The organism is Anaerotruncus sp. G3(2012) (assembly GCF_000403395.2).
Lineage (GTDB): Bacteria > Bacillota > Clostridia > Oscillospirales > Ruminococcaceae > Anaerotruncus.
Map to the genome: position 1 here is coordinate 24,860 of NZ_KE159678.1, position 17,908 is coordinate 42,767.

General features: G+C 55.0%; 18 protein-coding genes, 2 tRNA genes and 1 pseudogene. 9 read left to right on the plus strand and 12 right to left on the minus strand.

The window, feature by feature from the left end:
* Window positions 1-492: 492 nt before the first annotated feature.
* On the plus strand, window positions 493-1,446 hold the full coding sequence (locus tag C814_RS19330) for an L-lactate dehydrogenase (RefSeq protein WP_016317130.1): 954 nt from the start codon (window positions 493-495) through the stop codon (window positions 1,444-1,446).
* A 168-nt stretch (window positions 1,447-1,614) separates the two neighbouring features.
* On the plus strand, window positions 1,615-2,550 hold the full coding sequence (locus C814_RS19335; RefSeq protein ID WP_016317131.1) for a hypothetical protein: 936 nt from the start codon (window positions 1,615-1,617) through the stop codon (window positions 2,548-2,550).
* Window positions 2,551-2,628: 78 nt separating this feature from the next.
* Here the strand turns inward: C814_RS19335 and C814_RS19340 are convergent, their stop codons facing one another.
* The gene (locus tag C814_RS19340) at window positions 2,629-3,072 is read right to left on the minus strand and encodes a GNAT family N-acetyltransferase (protein ID WP_016317132.1); all 444 of its coding nucleotides are present in this window, start codon (window positions 3,070-3,072) and stop codon (window positions 2,629-2,631) included.
* A 95-nt stretch (window positions 3,073-3,167) separates the two neighbouring features.
* Here C814_RS19340 and C814_RS19345 point away from each other — a divergent pair, with 95 nt between their 5' ends.
* Entirely contained in the window at window positions 3,168-3,644 is a 477-nt protein-coding gene (locus C814_RS19345) for an acyl-CoA thioesterase (protein ID WP_016317133.1), read from the plus strand.
* A gap of 31 nt (window positions 3,645-3,675) precedes the next feature.
* Here the strand turns inward: C814_RS19345 and C814_RS19350 are convergent, their stop codons facing one another.
* The 8 genes from C814_RS19350 to C814_RS19380 all read right to left on the minus strand — a co-directional run bounded on the left by C814_RS19350 (window position 3,676) and on the right by C814_RS19380 (window position 7,358).
* Complete coding sequence (locus tag C814_RS19350; RefSeq protein ID WP_016317134.1) at window positions 3,676-3,876, minus strand: hypothetical protein; 201 nt, start codon at window positions 3,874-3,876, stop codon at window positions 3,676-3,678.
* Window positions 3,877-3,972: 96 nt separating this feature from the next.
* Window positions 3,973-4,155, minus strand: a complete 183-nt coding sequence (locus tag C814_RS0105570) for a hypothetical protein (protein WP_022788564.1) — start codon at window positions 4,153-4,155, stop codon at window positions 3,973-3,975.
* A gap of 449 nt (window positions 4,156-4,604) precedes the next feature.
* Entirely contained in the window at window positions 4,605-4,787 is a 183-nt protein-coding gene (locus C814_RS19355; protein WP_016317136.1) for a hypothetical protein, read from the minus strand.
* A 284-nt stretch (window positions 4,788-5,071) separates the two neighbouring features.
* On the minus strand, window positions 5,072-5,254 hold the full coding sequence (locus C814_RS19360; RefSeq protein ID WP_016317137.1) for a hypothetical protein: 183 nt from the start codon (window positions 5,252-5,254) through the stop codon (window positions 5,072-5,074).
* A 222-nt stretch (window positions 5,255-5,476) separates the two neighbouring features.
* Entirely contained in the window at window positions 5,477-6,520 is a 1,044-nt protein-coding gene (mutY, locus tag C814_RS19365; protein ID WP_016317138.1) for an A/G-specific adenine glycosylase, read from the minus strand.
* Window positions 6,520-7,080 (minus strand): NUDIX hydrolase, encoded by a 561-nt coding sequence (locus C814_RS19370; RefSeq protein ID WP_016317139.1) that lies wholly within the window; start codon window positions 7,078-7,080, stop codon window positions 6,520-6,522. The genes mutY and C814_RS19370 overlap by 1 nt, the downstream gene beginning before the upstream one ends.
* Before the next feature lie 103 nt (window positions 7,081-7,183).
* A tRNA-Gly gene (locus C814_RS19375) sits at window positions 7,184-7,259 on the minus strand.
* Between the two features lie 22 nt (window positions 7,260-7,281).
* Window positions 7,282-7,358: transfer RNA gene (locus C814_RS19380), tRNA-Asp, on the minus strand.
* A gap of 386 nt (window positions 7,359-7,744) precedes the next feature.
* Here C814_RS19380 and C814_RS19385 point away from each other — a divergent pair.
* From C814_RS19385 to C814_RS19395, 3 genes are read left to right on the plus strand one after another with little or no spacing between them, the layout of a single operon-like run.
* Window positions 7,745-9,928, plus strand: a complete 2,184-nt coding sequence (locus C814_RS19385; protein WP_016317140.1) for an ATP-binding protein — start codon at window positions 7,745-7,747, stop codon at window positions 9,926-9,928.
* Window positions 9,929-9,943: 15 nt separating this feature from the next.
* Window positions 9,944-11,290, plus strand: coding sequence for an ABC transporter substrate-binding protein (locus tag C814_RS19390; protein WP_016317141.1), 1,347 nt, complete (start codon window positions 9,944-9,946; stop codon window positions 11,288-11,290).
* A 37-nt stretch (window positions 11,291-11,327) separates the two neighbouring features.
* Window positions 11,328-12,236: an AEC family transporter gene (locus C814_RS19395; RefSeq protein WP_016317142.1), complete on the plus strand. Its 909-nt coding sequence runs from the start codon at window positions 11,328-11,330 to the stop codon at window positions 12,234-12,236.
* Here C814_RS19395 and C814_RS19400 read toward each other — a convergent pair.
* Complete coding sequence (locus C814_RS19400; protein WP_016317143.1) at window positions 12,205-13,494, minus strand: sensor histidine kinase; 1,290 nt, start codon at window positions 13,492-13,494, stop codon at window positions 12,205-12,207. The two genes, C814_RS19395 and C814_RS19400, sit on opposite strands and share 32 nt — an antisense overlap.
* A complete protein-coding gene (locus C814_RS19405; protein ID WP_016317144.1) occupies window positions 13,491-14,168 on the minus strand; it encodes a response regulator transcription factor in 678 nt (225 codons plus the stop codon). Before C814_RS19405 ends, C814_RS19400 begins: the two co-directional genes overlap by 4 nt.
* 211 nt (window positions 14,169-14,379) lie before the next feature.
* On the opposite strand from C814_RS19405, the gene C814_RS19410 reads away from it, so the two are divergent.
* From C814_RS19410 to C814_RS22560, 3 genes are read left to right on the plus strand one after another with little or no spacing between them, the layout of a single operon-like run.
* Entirely contained in the window at window positions 14,380-15,099 is a 720-nt protein-coding gene (locus C814_RS19410; protein ID WP_016317145.1) for a polyphosphate polymerase domain-containing protein, read from the plus strand.
* Window positions 15,092-15,769: a DUF4956 domain-containing protein gene (locus C814_RS19415; RefSeq protein WP_016317146.1), complete on the plus strand. Its 678-nt coding sequence runs from the start codon at window positions 15,092-15,094 to the stop codon at window positions 15,767-15,769. Before C814_RS19410 ends, C814_RS19415 begins: the two co-directional genes overlap by 8 nt.
* 16 nt (window positions 15,770-15,785) lie before the next feature.
* Entirely contained in the window at window positions 15,786-17,687 is a 1,902-nt protein-coding gene (locus C814_RS22560; RefSeq protein WP_016317147.1) for a carbohydrate-binding domain-containing protein, read from the plus strand.
* A gap of 71 nt (window positions 17,688-17,758) precedes the next feature.
* On the opposite strand, the pseudogene C814_RS23920 reads toward C814_RS22560, so the two are convergent.
* Window positions 17,759-17,908, minus strand: a pseudogene (locus C814_RS23920) (IS5/IS1182 family transposase); the annotation flags it as partial.

Consider the following 17,908-nt stretch of genomic DNA (forward strand, 5'->3'; position numbering starts at 1 on the left):
GCGTTCCGCGCTCATCTCGCGCCAAGAGCCCGCCTTCGGCGGGTTGCGCTCGAAACGCTTCGCTGCGGCTCGCAGTGCGGAGCGCGTCGGGGGCTCTGCCCCTCGGCCCCGCAATTTTTTGAAAAAAATTGAGTAAAACTTTAAATTGAGAAAAAGAAGAAATCAGCCCGGCTTGCCGGGGTGGGGCCTGCGGGGAGGGGTCGCTGACCCCTAACACGCAAGACAGCCAGCAGGGGCGTCGCGCTTTGCGCGCTTCGGTGCCGGGGAAGGCGCTTTGCGCCTGTCGGTTTGGTCTGGAACCAAACTGACGCTGCCTCACTGCCGCCGTACTACGAGCCGCAGCGAGTGTTTCGGAGCGCAGCCGTTGCGAAGAAACGGCTCTTAGGCCGGAGCAAAAAAATCGAGTAAAACTTTAGATGCAGGACAGGCGCTAAGAACCGGTTTTGCAGGGTTTTTAATCACAGATTCAAACTGGAATGAGGGAGGAGAAACATGAAGACAGCGGATAAACGAAAGGTGGTACTGGTTGGGACAGGTTTGGTGGGCATGAGCTTTGCGTATGCACTCATGAACCAGAACATCTGCAATGAGCTGGTTCTGGTAGACATCGACCGCCAGCGCGCGGAGGGGGAAGCGATGGACCTGAACCACGGCCTTGCTTTTTCCGGCTCGCACATGAAAATCTGGGCAGGAGATTACTCCGACTGTAAAGACGCAGATATTGTAGCGGTCAGCGCGGGGGTGGCACAGAAGCCGGGTGAGTCCCGCACCGACCTGCTCCAGCGGAATACAGCGGTATTCCAGTCGATCGTGAAGCCGGTGGTGGACTCCGGATTCAAGGGAATCTTCCTGATTGCGACCAATCCGGTGGATATCATGACCCATGTCGCTCTGAAGCTGTCCGGGTTTGACCCGCACCGGGTGATTGGCACCGGAACCACCCTCGATACCGCCCGTCTACGGTATATGCTCGGCGGCTATTTCTCGATTGACCCGCGCAACATCCATGCCTATGTCATGGGGGAGCATGGGGACAGCGAATTTGTCCCGTGGTCACAGGCACTGATTGCGACCAAACCGGTCCTTCAGTTCTGCCAGGAGGAGCCGGGGCGTTACCGGATGGCCGATCTTGAACAGATTGCGGAGGATGTGAAAAATGCCGCGCAGAAGATCATTGCCGCGAAGCAGTCAACCTATTATGGGATCGGTATGTCGATGGTGCGGATCGTACGTGCGATCTTCGGGGATGAAAACAGCGTACTCACCGCATCCAATCTGCTCAAGACAAAGTATGGACAGAAAGACGTCTATGTGGGGGTACCCTGCATCATCAACCGGGAGGGGGTCCAGCATGTGCTTGCGGTTTCCCTCACCGATCAGGAGCTGGAAAAGATGAACCATTCCTGTGACGTCATCCGCGGATTTTTCCAGAAGATCAGGCTCTGAACCGGGAAAGGTTTTGTACAGATCGTGGATTCTTCTGTCCCGTCTGGTTGTATTTATGGCATAAATTGTGATATACTATTCAGAGCAGTAAAACGGACTCACAGCAAGGAGGTCCGATCGTTTGGATTTCCATGAAACATCATAGTAACCAGAAAGTGGGGATTCGCAATGGCAAAACTGACAGGACAGGAGATCACACGGGTCAAGGGGATGGGCTTCCTGCTCAACCGGGGGACCGAAAATTTTTCCGGACGCATTGTCCCGGCGGCGGGGGTGTTCACAGCGGACGAGCTGACCGCGATTGCAGAATGTGCGCGGCGTTTTGGCAGCGGCAAGGTGGTGATGACCAGCCGCCTCACTGCGGAGCTGATCGGTATCCCGTTTGACCAGATCGAGCCGGCGCGGGAATTTGCGGCGCAGGCGGGGCTTTCGTTTGGCGGTACCGGGGCGAAAATCCGCCCGGTGACGGCCTGTAAGGGGACCACCTGCATCTATGGCAACTTTGACACCCAGGCAATGGCAAAAGAAATCCATGACCGGTATTACATCGGCTGGAAGGATGTCAAACTGCCGCACAAGTTTAAAATTGCGGTTGGAGGATGCCCGAACAGCTGTATGAAACCGAGCTTGAACGATTTTGGCGTGGAAGGGCACCGCGTCCCACAGTACGACAGGGACAAATGCCGCGGATGCAAGGTCTGCCAGATCGAGAAGCATTGCCCGGTCAAAGCCGCGAAGCTGGTAGGGGACAAGATGGAGATTGACGAGAAGGTTTGCAAGACCTGCGGCGTTTGCACCGGAAAATGCCCGTTTAAGGCGATTGCGGAGAATGGGCCGGTCGAATACCAGATTTTTGTCGGCGGGACCTGGGGCAAACATACCCGGATGGGAACCCCGCTTTCCCGGCTGGTAACACAGGACGAAATTTTCCCTCTGTTGGAAAAAACGATGCTCTGGTTTAAGGAAAACGCCTATCAGAAAGAGCGGCTTGGCGCAGCGATCGACCGAATCGGGGCGGATAAGATGGAGGCTGCCCTGTTCAGTGATGGCCTGCTGGAACGGAAAGAGGAAATCCTCGCGGCAGAGGTCAAGACAAGACCATAAAACGGTACGCGGTCCGAACCGGGAACAGGAGGGGCAGAAGCGGTTACGTTCTTCTGTCCCTCCTGCCCGCGTTTGGACTTATGCATTTTTTTGCCATTCCATCCGATGCTCTAGGTGGGGAGGGAACCCGCTCGGTTTCGGTTCCCCTGCGGAAAAGCCATGCCGCTCATAAAACCGCTTTGCACGCGGATTTTCGGCAAAGACATCGAGCGAAAGACAGTCGAAGCGTTTTTGACAGTCGGACAAAAGCAGGCTTCCGATCCCCTGTCCCTGTAGTTTGGGGTCCACAAACAGCCCCGCAATGTAGCTGCCCTGCAGGCCGATGAACCCGCAGAGCCGCCCTTCGCGCTCGCAGACAAAAACAGTTGCCTGTACAAGCGCATTCCGCAGGTCTGGCAGATGCTCCTGCCAGACCTCTGCCGGTAGGAATGCATGGGCGCCGGTGTTCGCCGCCAGCCAGATTTCCGCAGCCTGGTCGCGATCCTCCGGCCGGAATGCCCGGACAACGCCTTGTATGTTCATCAAAAGACCTCCTTATCTGCATCCTTTTGAATGATCCTGTTGATACCGGTTTTCCCGGCGTGGAAAATCCGGGGAAGAATGAAAGGGGAGATTCCATGCAAAAAAGGGAAAAGCGGGTGTCGGAATCCCGCACCGAACAGATACAGATTGTTATGCCTGCGCACATCAACGGCTATGGGCGGCTGTTTGGCGGACAGCTCATGCAGTGGATTGATGTGGTAGCGGCGGTCTGCGCGCGCCGCCATGCAAACAGGACGATTACCACCGTCTCGGTGGACAATCTGCATTTCAAAGCCGCAGCGCACATAGAGGACCTTGTGGTGCTGATCGGGCAGGTCACCTATGTGGGCAATACCTCGATGGAGGTGCGGGTGGATACCTTTGTCGAACAGATCGACGGTGTGAAAAACCTTGTGAATCAGGCGTATTTCGTTATGGTTGCACTCGACGAAAACGAACGCCCCACCACTGTCCCGGGCCTGATTCTTGAGACAGAGGAAGAGCGTGCGGAGTGGGAGGCGGGACAAAGGCGTTCCAATCTGCGCCGCCAGCGCAGGCGGGAGCAGTTTTGAAACCTGCCCGCCGGACCGGCCGGGTCAGGGCTTAGAGCATGATGTCCGGATGCTCGTGTTCCCGGATTTTGGGCCGCTCGGGCTTGGTATCAACGGTTGCCGTATTGGGGCAGCCGGAGCACATGCTTCCCGGAAGCTGATGGCCCTGCCTTTTGAGGTACTCTACAAAGATGCAAGCCGCAATTCCGACCAGAAAAATGACTCCCAGAATGATCCATTCCAAAATAGACATGAAAAATGCCCCCTTTCTGCTCTCTGGATTTATCATAGCAGATTTCAGGGGCATTTTCAATCTTTTCCAGAGGCAATTCCGTTGCTGGCGTCCTGCTTATTGGCTGCCCAGCATGGTTTCCGCATATCGTCTCAGCTCGTCCATACTGTGAACGTCGCAGGTGCGCTGCTGGATCATCCCCTGGACATAGTCCGGGAGCGCCATAAAATAGGTCTTGGCGGATTCGCTCGAGCTTAGAAGGGCGTTCAGGTTTTTCGCATAGTGCCGTTTTTCAGACATCTCAATCACCTCGTTTTGGACTGTGCCCAAAAGCTGCACTGGGCAGTTCGGGTGCAGGTTTATAGTCGGCATACTTAAAAATAAGTCTTTGAACCTGTATTCATAATCAGAGGATGTCGGATGGGCGAGGGATTTTGCTGCCCTGCAAGGCGAAAAAACGCAGACAATACTTTGTGTATTGCAAGATTTTTCAACGCGGCAGGCCGGCAAAAGACCCGCTCAGACGGTGTCGAATGGTTGTGAATACGGGTTCTTTGTTAAGCGGCGGGCAAAAGCTTGCAAACGCATGGGGCGCGCCTGCTGCCCGCGTTATCCGAAGCAGAGCTGTTTACAGCAGCTCCCTCGCGGCTGTTTCGCCGCGGGTTTGAAAAGAAACAGGGTGGCTCTTTTCAACTGCTTCGATTCTAGTATCGGCAGAGGAGAGGGTTCCGATACCGGGGAAATCCAACCTATTCGTGCAGGCCGCGCTGGATGTCGTCCGCATACTGATGCAGTTCGGTTTCGGTGCGTATTGTTTCGTGGCTGCGGCAGACAAGATCCCGCAGATAGGTGGGCAGTGAGTAAAAATAATGGTTGGCTTTGATGTTGTGTTCCAGAAGGGTCTGGAGGCCGTCAGGCTGTTGTATTGTCATATCGTGTTCACCTCTTGGATAGAATAAGTCTGTTACAGATTTTTTGGGAGGTTGTTTGAAAAGGGAGGAACGAGGCGGATTTTTCACAGCGGACACCGCTTCCTGTTGAAAAAGGCGGGCGTTTCATGTTTCAAGCAGTCCCCCAAGGGTTGGGCGCAGGCAGAAGGACCTGCATTGCCTATATAGTATAGGCGGTGATCTGTCAAAGCATACGGGCGGCAGGAGGATTTTTTTGAGGGATGAAAGAAGCCGCCTGACAGGCGGCTTTTTTCCGGAACAGGGGATTACATGATGTGTTCTTCACAGAAGTTATCCAGCACCCGCATTCCCATCTTTTCGGGAGAACCGACGGTGAATTTTGCGATGGTTACATCATCGAAAGCGGGGCAGACACGCTTTTCAGGGTTCAGGCGGAGCGAGTCGCTGATTTCGGGAACATCTGGCTGCTGTCTTTTTTTCTTTTCCATAAAAATCACCTCAGAGTTAGGATGCTCCCAAAAGCCCATTTTAAAAATAGAAACAACCGGCTGGACAGGATAAAATTTCCTGATCGACCGGTTGCATCAGAGGCTGTTTGACAAATTGAAACAAACTTTAGGAGCTTGCAACATCAACTGAAACGTGCAGATTTTCCGCCGGGATATGCGCGGCAGGTATTGGCAGGGCTTCCTGGATGTGAAACAAACCCCCTACGCTTCCACAGCCGGAAGATAAGCGCGAAAGGCGGAGGGCAGGGGGTATTCCTCCCGGAGCTGATCCGGCCCTGCCCACACCAGTTCCTCACTGGGCGAGGCTTCTTCGACGGTGATCCTCAGCCCGGTCATCCACCATTCAACATGTGTGAAGATATGCTTGGCTTCCCCGAGCGGCTGGACCCGGAGTGGTTCCAGCCCCCAGCCGCGCACAGCCGCAACCGCTTCGGCCTGTCCGGCCTCTCCAGATAAGGAAGGAAGTTCCCATAGACCTGCCAACAGCCCTTTGGGAGGCCGCCGCCGGAGCGCAATCCGATGGTCCCGTACCAGAAGCAAAATCGTGCGATGTTCCAGTTTGCGGGGCTTTTTCGCAGTTTTGACCGGCAGGTCGGGCGCAACCCCCTGTTTCCTGCCTTCGCACAGCCTGTATACCGGGCAATTTTTACAATCCGGCATCCCGTTCGGGACACAGACGGTTGCGCCCAGTTCCATCAGACTCTGATTAAACGTCCCCGGCTCCAGTACAGGCATCACCTTTCGCAGCTCATCTCCAACCAAGATGCGGGTTGCCGGGTCGGAAATGTCCGCATGGCTCGCGGTGATCCGAGAGATCACACGCAATACGTTTCCGTCCACCGCCGGCTGTGCGATCCCATAGGAGATGGAGGCGATCGCCCCCGCCGTATAGGGGCCGATTCCCGGCAGGGAAAGAAGTGCGTCATAATCGGCGGGCAGCTGTCCGCCATACTGCGCAACAAGGACCTGTGCTGCCTTTTGCAGGTTGCGGGCGCGGTTATAATAGCCAAGCCCTTCCCAGAGCTTTAAAAGCTGCTGCTCGGAGCAGCTGGCCAGCGACTGGACATCCGGCAGGGCTTCGATAAACCGTGTGAAATATCCTTTGACGGCCTCCACGCGGGTTTGTTGCAGCATGATTTCGGAAATCCAGACCCGGTAGGGGGTGGCCTCCCGCCGCCATGGAAGATCCCGCTTGTTGGCCTGATACCACTCGATCAGAGGGCGGACGATCTCCTGAAGCTCCATCAGAGTTCCACCGCCTTTCGAATCAGTTTCTGATAGATCGGGAGCATCGCCGGTTCGCTGCAAAATTCCTCCAGACGGTCGATCGGGATCCACTGCACGCCGCTGTTCTCTTCGGGCCTGACCGTGGGCGGCTGGCTGTCATCCGCCTCGAGCAGGTAGGAGACTGAAAGGTGAAGATGCGCAGAAACATACTGCCCGCGTCTATAGTGTCCAGGGACCGACAGCAGGTCAAGCGCTGCAATGCCGGTATCCAGAGCACGGATCCCATGAACGCCGGTTTCCTCTTCGGCCTCCCGCAGCGCGACGGAAAGCTGGTCCGGCTCACCATCTGCATGGCCGCCTGTCCAGGACCAGCTTTTATAGAGGTTATGATAAACCATCAGAACATGGTCTCGTTTGGGGTTGAAAATCATCCCTGAGCCGGTGATGTGTGCAAGCTCACAGTCCCGGGTCAGGATCATTTCTGAAAACCACTTTGCTAGTGAGAGGATACGTTCCCGGTCAATCGTTTCCTGCTCACAGCAGGGTCGGTATTCTTGTATCTGTGTTAAAAAATCCATCAAAATCGCCCCCTGCAGTTTCGGCCTATTTGGCGTTATCTGATCGGACCGCAGATGCTTACAGAAAATAAAAAAACTGATATGCAATACATACCAGTTTTTCTGGAGCGGGTTACGAGGCTCGAACTCGCTACCTCCACCTTGGCAAGGTGGCGCTCTACCAAATGAGCTAAACCCGCAATACAAAATTCCAACAGAAAGTGGCGACCCGGATGGGGCTCGAACCCACGACCTCTAGCGTGACAGGCTAGCGTTCTAACCAACTGAACTACCGGGCCGGATTGAAAGACAAAAGCAATCCTGCATGTCCACCCACCGGGGAACCATTTGGTCAGAAGCTGCTTTCCTTACAACGTTATTTATCATACAGGATTTTTATGCAAATGTCAACAGATTTTTCTATATTTTCTTGAGAAGATCGCCTTCGAATTTAGACATGGACTTTCCAGCCTGGCTATGCTATAATTATATGAATAAAAGCAGAGCGTTGTTGTCGTTTTGCCTTCCTTGAAGGACGCTGTATCGTTTTACAGCATTCTGCATATGTTACATCAGGGCTAAAACCGGCAGAGCGAGTTCAAAGTTGATCTTACTGCGGAATCATCAGCCAATGGTCTGGCGGTGGCATGGGAATCCGGATGAATGCAAGGTGGTATGGGCAGCTATGAAGCCGAATTCAAAAGTATCGTTCGTTTTGAAAATCGTTGCGGGTCTTTTTATCATCAGCATAACAATGGCGGTCTATATCAGCCAGTTAAACCAGATGGTTACCCATAACATGCTGAATACCATCAGCGAGCTGTCCCAACACGATAAACGGAGCATCGAAGCATTCATTGAGACAAGCTGGGATGAACTGGAAGGGATGGCGAAACGGTTTGCGTCCTATCGTTGCCAGTCCATCCTTGAAGCGGAAACCCGTATGAATCTGGAGTGCTCTACCAGTGATTTTTCTCATATTTATCTGTTGGCGGAGGACGGGAAAGTCTATACAGACAAATATGTGGTCTATGATCCCGCACAGGACACCATGAACCGGCGGGTTGATCTTCTTCCATATTTTTCCAATGGAGAAGAGCGGGTTGTGGCTCGCTGGGATGACAAGGCGGAAGAGGCCGGGATGTCAAGGGAATATGTTCTGTACGGGATTGGTCTGGACAACTTTGAGGTCGACGGAATCAAGATGCGCGCTCTGATCGGCCTGAGCGATATCAATACCATCCAGCGCCATATCATTCTGGACAGCTTTCTGAAAGACGGTGTCCGTCGCGGCTATTGTACGGTGGTCAGCACATCGGGGGACTATGTTATTGGCATCCAAAAGACCCTTTATCTGAATGAAGCGGATAATTTTTATAATATACTGTCTGCGGGCACACATGCAGACCTGAGCAATGAACAGGTTGCCCAAAAGATGCAGAATTCCGAAACGTTCAGTTTCCATTATACGGATGTCAACGGGGTCAGGAAGCTGCTTTATTTCACCCCTTTTGAAGATAACATCGACTGGTATTTCATGATGGTTGTGGAAAACAGGGCCTTTACGGAAAGAAGCCAGGCGTTTGCCATTCTCAGCGTTGTCATGCTGGCGGTTGTCATGCTGGTGGCAACGCTTTTGCTGCTGGCGCTGACCGCATCCCATTACAGGGCGGTTCAGGCAGTTGCACGAGCAAAATCCCAGAGCGAGTTCCTTTCCAACATGAGCCATGAGATCCGTACGCCGCTCAACGGATTGATCGGTCTGAACCATCTGATGATGAGCCGCATCGGCGACCCGATCCAGGAGGAGCAGGTCAAGGACTGGCTGCGCAAATCCCACAGCACCGCGAACTATCTGCTTTCGCTGGTCAACGATGTGTTGGACATGTCCAAGCTGCAGGCCGGCAAGGTTGACCTTATCAACGAACCGCTCCTGGTGGAAATGCTGGTCGATGCGATCTGGTCGATGCAGCGGGACAATATCGAGAGCCGCGGCGTTCAGTTTATCGTCGAGCAGGAGGTTCTGGAGCCTTGTGTCATGGGGGACAGCACCCGGATCAAACAGGTCCTGATGAATATTGTGGGGAATGCCGCTAAATTTACTCCAAAGGGCGGCTCCATTACGCTTTCGGTCAGCCAGGAAAAAACGGATGAAACGCATGTGACCACAATCTATCGCTGTCAGGACACGGGCCTTGGGATGAGCAGGGAGTTTATCGACAAGATTTTTGATGCGTTCAGCCAGGAGCGCAACAAGACTTCCGACAGCGTGAAGGGGACCGGGCTTGGCATGGCTATCAGCAAGCTGCTGGTGGATGCAATGGGCGGGGATATCCGCGTGGAAAGCGAACTGAATGTAGGGACCGTTTTCACCGTTTCGCTTCCATCCGAGATTGCAGAGTATACAGACCCGCACGTCGATGAGGCGGCGGCCGACGAGCACGCCGTATATCCCGGCAAACCGGTAAAAATCCTGATGGCGGAGGATAACGAGCTGAACGCTGAAATCCTGATGGAGATTCTGTCGGACGAAGGATTCGAAGTGGTTCATGCCGAAAATGGGCAGGAAGCTGTACAGCGGTTTGCAGATTCCGAGACAGGGGAATTTGACATTATTCTGATGGATATGCAGATGCCGGTTCTGGACGGTTGTTCAGCCGCCATGGAGATCCGCAGTTTGAACAGGCCGGATGCCAAGACGGTTGTTATATTTGCCTGTACCGCGAACACCTTTAAGGAGGACCGGGATCGGGCTGTTGAAAGCGGGATGAACGACTTCCTTGCCAAACCCATTGATGTCAGCGTTCTGTTGAAAAAGCTGAGTGCAGGGAGCGCGGGCATTCCCTCACATGTTGGTTCCAAAATCTGATGGGAGGCGTCTGGAATGAGAGAGTTGCGGAGGGTCATCGTCCTTTTTGCGGCAGCAGTCTGCCTGCTGTCCGGGTGCGGGGCCGGCGTGCGGCCTGAAGGGGCATCTGGACAGGGAAAGCAGGATGTGACCATCATTCTGAAGGCACCCGCTCAGGAGATGAACTGCGTCAGCAACCCGGAGATTACCAATACACAGGCGTTTCTGGAACGGGTCGGTCAGGCGTTTGCCGCGCAGTATGAGGATGCCAATGTGACGATCGACGTGAAGATGTTCGCTCTTGCTGATGAGGTTTCAGCGATCACCGAAACCTTCGACACCGAGGACGCGCCGGATATTCTGTATGAAGGTTATTTCAATATGGCGGGTTATATCCATACCGGGCGGGTGGTTCCGCTGGATGACATGATTACCGATGCCATCCGGGCCGACATTTACGATTCGGCCTGGACCATCAGCATGACCAACGGGAACACCTATATGATGCCGTTTCTGACGATGCAGAACATCCTGATCTACAATAAGGCATATTTTCGTTCCTGCGGATTGGATTCCTATTGCGGAGAGGGGACGGAAATCCAGAACTGGACGATGGACGAGTGGACCGAGATTCTGGATACGCTCGCCGCGAACCTGCCCGAGGACGTCCACCCGCTTGCGATGTACGGAAAAAACAACCAGGGGGATACCCATATCATGTCCTATCTCCGCGCATTTGGCAGCGAAATTTTTGATGCCGACGGGAATTTTGATCTGGAATCCCCCGAAGCGGTTCAGGCTTTGACATGGCTTCAGAGCGGGGTGGAACGCGGCTGGTATCCTCCGCATCCGGAAAATCTGGAGATGAAGGATTGCAGCGAGCTGTTTTCGACCAAAAAGCTGGTATTGTATAACTTTAATGGTGCAAACAAAAGCCTCTACGATGATCTGAGCAATTATGGTTTTGTCAACTATCCGGGCGATGTGGCCACCTCTTTCCCCAATGGGTTTGAGATATTCGACAATGGTGACGACGCCAAAATCCGGATCGCCAAGGCGTTTCTTCGCTATCTTTATGAAACACCCGAGTGGTTGGAGCTTTCTGCGGGGAACATTCCCATGAGCAAGACCGTGTCGAAAAAATATGCGGGCCAGATCACCATGCTGAGCGATTTTGCCGCCAATTCGAGCCATGTGGTGGATTTCATGAACAACAGCCCGAACTGGCAGGGGTCCAGCGATTCGGTCCGCAGCGTGTTCTATCCCCATATTGCCGACCTGCTGGCCGGCCGGGTAACACCGGAGGAATGTGCAGCCGGGCTGAATGCGGACTGTAATGCAGCTCTTGCGTCGGGGCGGGAACGGAGTGTGCTCCATCAGTAGAACCAAACCGTTTGAGACAGAGAAGAGGGGGCAGAGTATGGAAAACTTTATTACGATGCTCAATACGCAGATGATCCTGCTGATCTACCTGCTGGTGGGGGTTTATGCGCGCAAACGGCGGATCATTACCCCGCAGTCGCGGCAGAGCCTTGTCGACCTGATTATCCGGATTGCGCTGCCATGCCTGATCTTCCAGTCGTTCGGCCAGGACATCACCTTGCAGGAGGCGAAAAACGCATCCCAGATCCTCCTGCTCTCGTTTGGCGTCTGCTTCGGGTCAATGCTGCTTGGAAAGCTGCTCTACCGCAGGTATCCTTACGAGAAAAGCAGTATTCTCCGGTATGGGACCCTGATTACCAACGCGAGCTTCGCAGGCATGACGATCATCTCCGGGGCTTATGGACAGAAGGCCCTGTTTTATGCGTCGGTGTTTATCATCCCGAACCGGATTTTCATGTGGTCGGCAGGTATCTCGCTCTTCACCCAAGCCGATCTCAAAACCCGGATCAAAAACGTGGTGCTGAGCCCGGGAATTATCGCGATTGCGCTGGGGGTGCTGCGGACGATTACCCAGTTTCACCTGCCGCCGCTCTTTGACACGGTGATTCAGAATATCGGAAACTGCACCTCCCCGATCTCGATGATCGTGATTGGTGCAATCCTTGCGGACATCGACGTTAAAACGGTGATCGAGCCGAGTGTCTGCTACCTGGCGGCAGTGCGGCTGCTGCTGATCCCGTTGACAGTCATGTGTATCATGAAAGCGCTCCGGCTCGACCCGATGCTTGTGACGGTTGCGACCGTCATGTCGGGGATGCCGGTCGGAACCACCACCGCGCTGCTCGCGGAACAGTACGGCGCGGACTCCTATTTCGGGTCAAAGTGTATCTTCCTGACCACCGCACTTTCGATGGTTACCGTCCCAATCCTGACGTTGTTTCTCTGATTCCGCTCCGCGGGGGATTCTGCGGAAGCTGGACAGTGAAACAGGTACCGCCCTGCGCGGCGCTGCTTTCGACCGAAATCCTGCCGCAATGGGACTGCACAATCGTCTGCGCGATCGCCAGCCCCAACCCGTAGCCGCCCCGTTCCCGCGCCCGGGAAGGGTCAGCGCGGTAGAACCGTTCGAACAGGTGGGGCAGCGTATCCGCCGGGATCTGGCTGCCGGTGTTGTGTACCGAAAGCAGAAGCTGCTCCCCTGTGCGCCGCAGGGTGACGGTAACCGTCCCGCGCTTTCCGGCATATTTGCAGGCATTGTCAATCAGGATGGCGGTAAGCTGGCGGATCTGTCCCTCGTGTCCGGTGAGCCAGAGGTCTGGTTCGATCTCGCTTTGCAGGTCCACCCCCTGCTCGAACGCCAGTGCTTCAAACGGAAGCAGTGCGCTCCAGACCGCATCGCTCAGGCTGAACCGGGAAAAGGCCAGCCTGTTTTTGGCGCCATCCGCCCGGGCCAGGAACAGCAGATCGTCCACCAGTTGTTTCATCCGCCGGGCTTCGGCCTGTGTATTTTCGACCCATTTGATCTCCGCCGGGCCGATCTGGTCCTGTGCCGAAAGCAGGATTCCCATATTCGCCAGAATCACGGTGAGCGGGGTTTTCAGTTCATGGGAAGCGTCGGCGACAAACTGCTGCTGCTGTTGCCATGCGCGCTCGGCCGGACGCAGTGCCCATCGTGCCAGATAAACGCTGATTGCGAAAAAGGCCCCGAGCGCGCAGATACCCACTACCAGCGAGGTCAGCAGCAGATTGAGCATCGACTGCCGTTCACTGCCAGTGTCTGCGAATGCGATCTGCGTTCCGTCCGGGGTTTCTGCGATGAGATAGCGCAGCCCATAGGAGGGCAGACGCCCCGATCGCGCACCGTCGGCCTGCGCTGCATCAACCAGTTCGGCAACCGCATCCGGATCGACGGTGACATTTTTTCCCCGGACCGATGCGGCCGAGCCATCTCCAGCCAGCTCGACGACAAAAACCGGCATCATCGGCATTGGTTTGCCCTTCGAACGCCGCTCCTTTCTACCGATCTCAAGATGCGGGAACTTCTCGTCAAACGGGTAACTGACAGCCTGCCGCATGGCATTCAGGCTGTCCTCACGCAGGCGGTGATGGGTGGAAAGGCAGACTGCGCAGAATACCACCAACAGGACAGCCCCTACCAGCATCATATTGATCAAGATGAATTTTTTGCGCAGTTTATGGATCATAGCTGTGCGATCTCCAGTCGATACCCTACCTTGCGTACTGTGCCGATACCGACACGGGAGCCGAGGTAGGCTAATTTTTTGCGCAGAAACGAGATGTAGGCTTCCACGTTGTTGTCCTCAGCATCCGAATCGGTGCCCCAGACCCTGGTCAGCAGGTCCTCCTTCGGGACGATCCGCTTCGGGTTGGAGAGCAGGATCCGCAGGACCTCGAACTCTTTAAAGCCGAGGGTTACCGCTTTTTCCCGGCGGGAGAGGGAACGGGTCGAAAGGCCCAGGCAGAGGTCGTCAAACCGCAGCTCCTCCAACTGCACCTCGCCCTGCCGCCGGGAGAGTGCACGCACCCGGGCGAGCAGCTCTTCGGGGGAGAATGGTTTGGTCATGTAGTCGTCCGCACCGCAGTCGAGGCCGGTCACCTTGTCGGCAATCTCCTCCCGGGCGGTGAGCAGGAGCACCGGGATCGGGTTGTTTTGTGCACGCAGCGCCCGGACCACCTCGAACCCGTTTTTGCGGGGGAGCATTACGTCGAGCACCACGACATCGTATTGACCGCTCATGGCATAGTCAAACCCATCCTGCCCATCATAAACCGCGTCTACCCCGTATTTCTGTCCCTTCATGATCTGGCAGAGCGCATCCGCCAGCCTGCGTTCGTCCTCCACGATCAAAACCCGCATGTTACCCCTCCTGCCACCTTTCAAATTTTTTTAGATGCGAAAAGCGCCTGAAAATAAGAACAGTATAGCATAGAAACAGGGACGGGACAACCATCCTTTCCCCATGAAAAGGATAGGACGGGAACCTGAAAATAGTCTGAAACAGTTTTTTTAGACTATTTTCAGAAACAGACGTTAGGATAATGGCAACCACAAAAACGGAGGTGAGCGTATGGCGCAGACAGTTTTTCAGCGCTATGAGAAAAAATATCTGCTTGACCGGGAACAGTATACCGCCCTGCGGGACCAGCTTTCCGGCCGGATGCGGGAGGACCGCTATGGCAGATACACGATCTGCAACATCTACTATGATACACCCGACTATCAACTGATACGTGCTTCCCTTGAGAAGCCGGTCTATAAAGAGAAGCTGCGGCTGCGCAGCTATAGGGTGCCGGATTCCCAAAGCCCGGTCTTTCTTGAACTCAAGAAAAAGTTCGATGGGGTGGTCTATAAACGCCGGGCGGTTCTGACACAGGGAGAGGCGCAGAGGTTCCTTTGGAATGGGGAACGTCCGGACGGCCAGGAACAGATTCTGAATGAGATCGGCTGGGCGATGCAGTTCTATCGTCCCGAGCCGAAGGTATTCATCGGATACGATCGGACCGCCCTCTTCTCAGAGGAAGAGCCAGACCTGCGGGTCACATTCGATACCAGGCTGCGGTGGCGGAATACTGCGCTTGACCTTTCCAAAGGGGATTGGGGGGCGCCAATCCGACGGGATGGGAAAATTCTGATGGAACTCAAGCTGCCGGGGGCAATGCCGCTTTGGATGGCACATCTGCTGGGGGACCTGAGAATCTATCCGACCTCTTTTTCCAAATATGGCGCCTGCTATCAGCAGTACCTCTATAGGCAGCAGAGGTTGAGAGGGGGCGCTGTCTGTGCCTGATTTGCTCTTCCAGCCTGTTTTGCAGGCGGGGGTTACCCTTCCGGGAGTGCTGCTCTGCACATCCGCTTCCCTCCTGTTTGGGTATGCAATCGCCAGGCTGCATCTTCGGCAGGGAACCTGCTCCCGGAGCTTTGCGGTGACGCTCGCGTTCCTGCCAGCGATTGTGCAGATTGTCATTATGCTGGTCAACGGCAACATCGGCGCAGGGGTCGCGGTAGCAGGCTCGTTCAGCCTTGTGCGGTTCCGGTCGGTGCCGGGCACTGCCCGCGAGATCGGCAGCCTGTTTTTCGCAATGGCGATTGGGCTCGCCTGTGGGATGGGGTATCCCGGTTACGCGGCGCTGTTTCTGATCCTGGTGGGGTCGATGATGCTTTTGCTCAACGCGGTTCGGTTTGGGGTGCCCTCCCATATCCGGCGGGAACTCAAAATCACGATTCCCGAGGGGTTGGATTACGAGGGCATATTTGACGACCTGTTTCAGGAATATACAGTCTATACCGAACTGGAACGGGTGCGCACCACCAATATGGGCAGTCTTTATGAGCTGTGCTATCTGGTGGAACTTCCCGGAAGCGGGATCAGCAAAGCATTTCTTGATGAACTGCGCTGCCGCAATGGAAATCTGAATATCAGCTGTGGACGGGTTTCTTCCGTTCAGGATGAATTGTAGTCAGGGGGACAGTGGAATGAATCAACAGAAGAAAATGGTTATTACAGCGATGCTGGCGGCGCTTGGAATGCTTGCGGGATGCAGCCAGAGTGCATCATCTGCCGCCGCTTCGGCGGGAACATCCGATGGAGTGGTGCAGATTACCCTGAATGGGGGAACGGCTTCAGTCGCCGGGACAGGCGCGTCGGTAAATGGCGCGGATGTCACGATTACCAAAGCGGGAACCTACCGGATCGCCGGTGCACTCGATGATGGGCAGATTCTGGTTGACGCAGGCAAACAGGATGCGGTGACGCTGGTGCTGGACGGGGTAACGATCTCCTGTTCGGACAGCGCAGGCATCTACGCGAAACAGGCGGGAAACACGACCCTTCTGCTGGCGGATGGCAGCTCCAACGTTATCTCGGATGGCGCGGAATATCAATTCCCGGATGGCGGGGACGAACCTGATGCGGCAGTATTTGCCAAAGATGATCTGACAATTACCGGGACGGGAACACTGACTGTTACAGGAAACTATCACAATGGGATCGGCAGCAAGGACAACCTGTTGGTTGAGAGCGGAACCTTAACCGTCACCGCGGCGAACGATGGCCTGCGAGGGCGGGACTCGGTGACCATCTCAGATGGAACATTCGCGATTGACGCAGAGGGGGACGGGATCAAATCGAACAACGATGAGGACACACAGAAAGGATGGATTCTTCTGTCGGGAGGGAGCTACCAGATCTCCGCAGGCAATGACGGAATACAGGCAGAAACCGTACTGACCGTTACGGGGGGATCCTATGAGATTGTTACCGGGGGCGGCAGTGAGAATGCACCGGAACGTGTGGAGCAGGGATTTGGCGGCGGGTTCGGAGGGAAGCAGCCCAAACGTGAAGCGGGCGCGACACCACCCGATGGCCAGACGCCAGGAGAAGCTCGGCCAGGCAGTGTGCCGCCTAACCGACAGGATGCTGAAGCCGTACAGACAGCTTCTGTCCAGTTTGCAGCGGATACAGAAGCGGCACAGCCGACCAGTTCCACGACTGATTCTGAGAGCCAGAAGGGAATGAAGGCGGGAACCCTGCTCACAGTGAGCGGCGGGACATTTTCAATCGACAGTGTGGACGATGCACTCCACTCCAACGGCAATCTGACCATATCAGGAGGGGACTTTTGTATCTCAACCGGTGACGATGGAGCCCATGCGGACGGTGCATTGGCAATCGAAGCGGGAGACATCCGGATCGAGCGTTCCTATGAGGGATTGGAGGGAACAACGGTCGAAATCAGTGGAGGAGAGATCGTCTTAACCGCATCGGACGACGGAGTTAACGCGGCGGGAGGCAGTGACGAAAACCTTGGTCCGGACCGCTTGACCAGCCAGAACAACTACTTTATCCGGGTGACCGGCGGGATGTTGACTGTAGACGCGGATGGAGATGGGCTAGACTCCAACGGTGGCCTCTATCTGGAAGGAGGGACGGTCCTCGTGAATGGTCCAACCAGCGGCGGGGACAGTGCGCTTGACTACGATGGAAGCTGCGAGATCAGTGGGGGACTCTTGATGGCTGCGGGCAGCGCAGGGATGATGCAGGTGCCATCCGACGGGATACAGCCGCGGTTGGCAGTCTGGTTTGACGGGGTACAGCCCGCCGGAACCCAGATTGAGCTGGCTGACGATGTAAACCAGACCGTCCTGGATGTAACGCTTGAAAAGCCGTTCGAGGTGGTGATCCTGAGTGCTCCCGGTTTGGAGGTGGGGCAAACCTGCGCGCTTCTGGTCAATGGGGAAAAAGCCACTGATCTGACGCTGACAGAGACAGTGACCTCGATTTCGAGTGATGGTTCTGCTGCTCCTACCCAGATGAGGTTTGGCAGAATGGGTATGGGAGAGGACCGTGTAGAAGGCCGAGGGAAAGCCATGCAGTAGTAGCTGGATTTCAATCTGCGTACTCCGTGAGAAGCACGACAAAACCAGATTTACAGATTTAAAAGCTGTATTCATAAGCGTTTAAGCAAGGTATGGAAATGAGAAATTTTGACGATAGTCTCAGCAGATGAGACGGATATCTCATAATCTTTACTGAGACGTCTGGAATGATTGAGCCAGGAGAGGGTGCGTTCAACTATCCAGCGCCAAGGGAGTCTTTC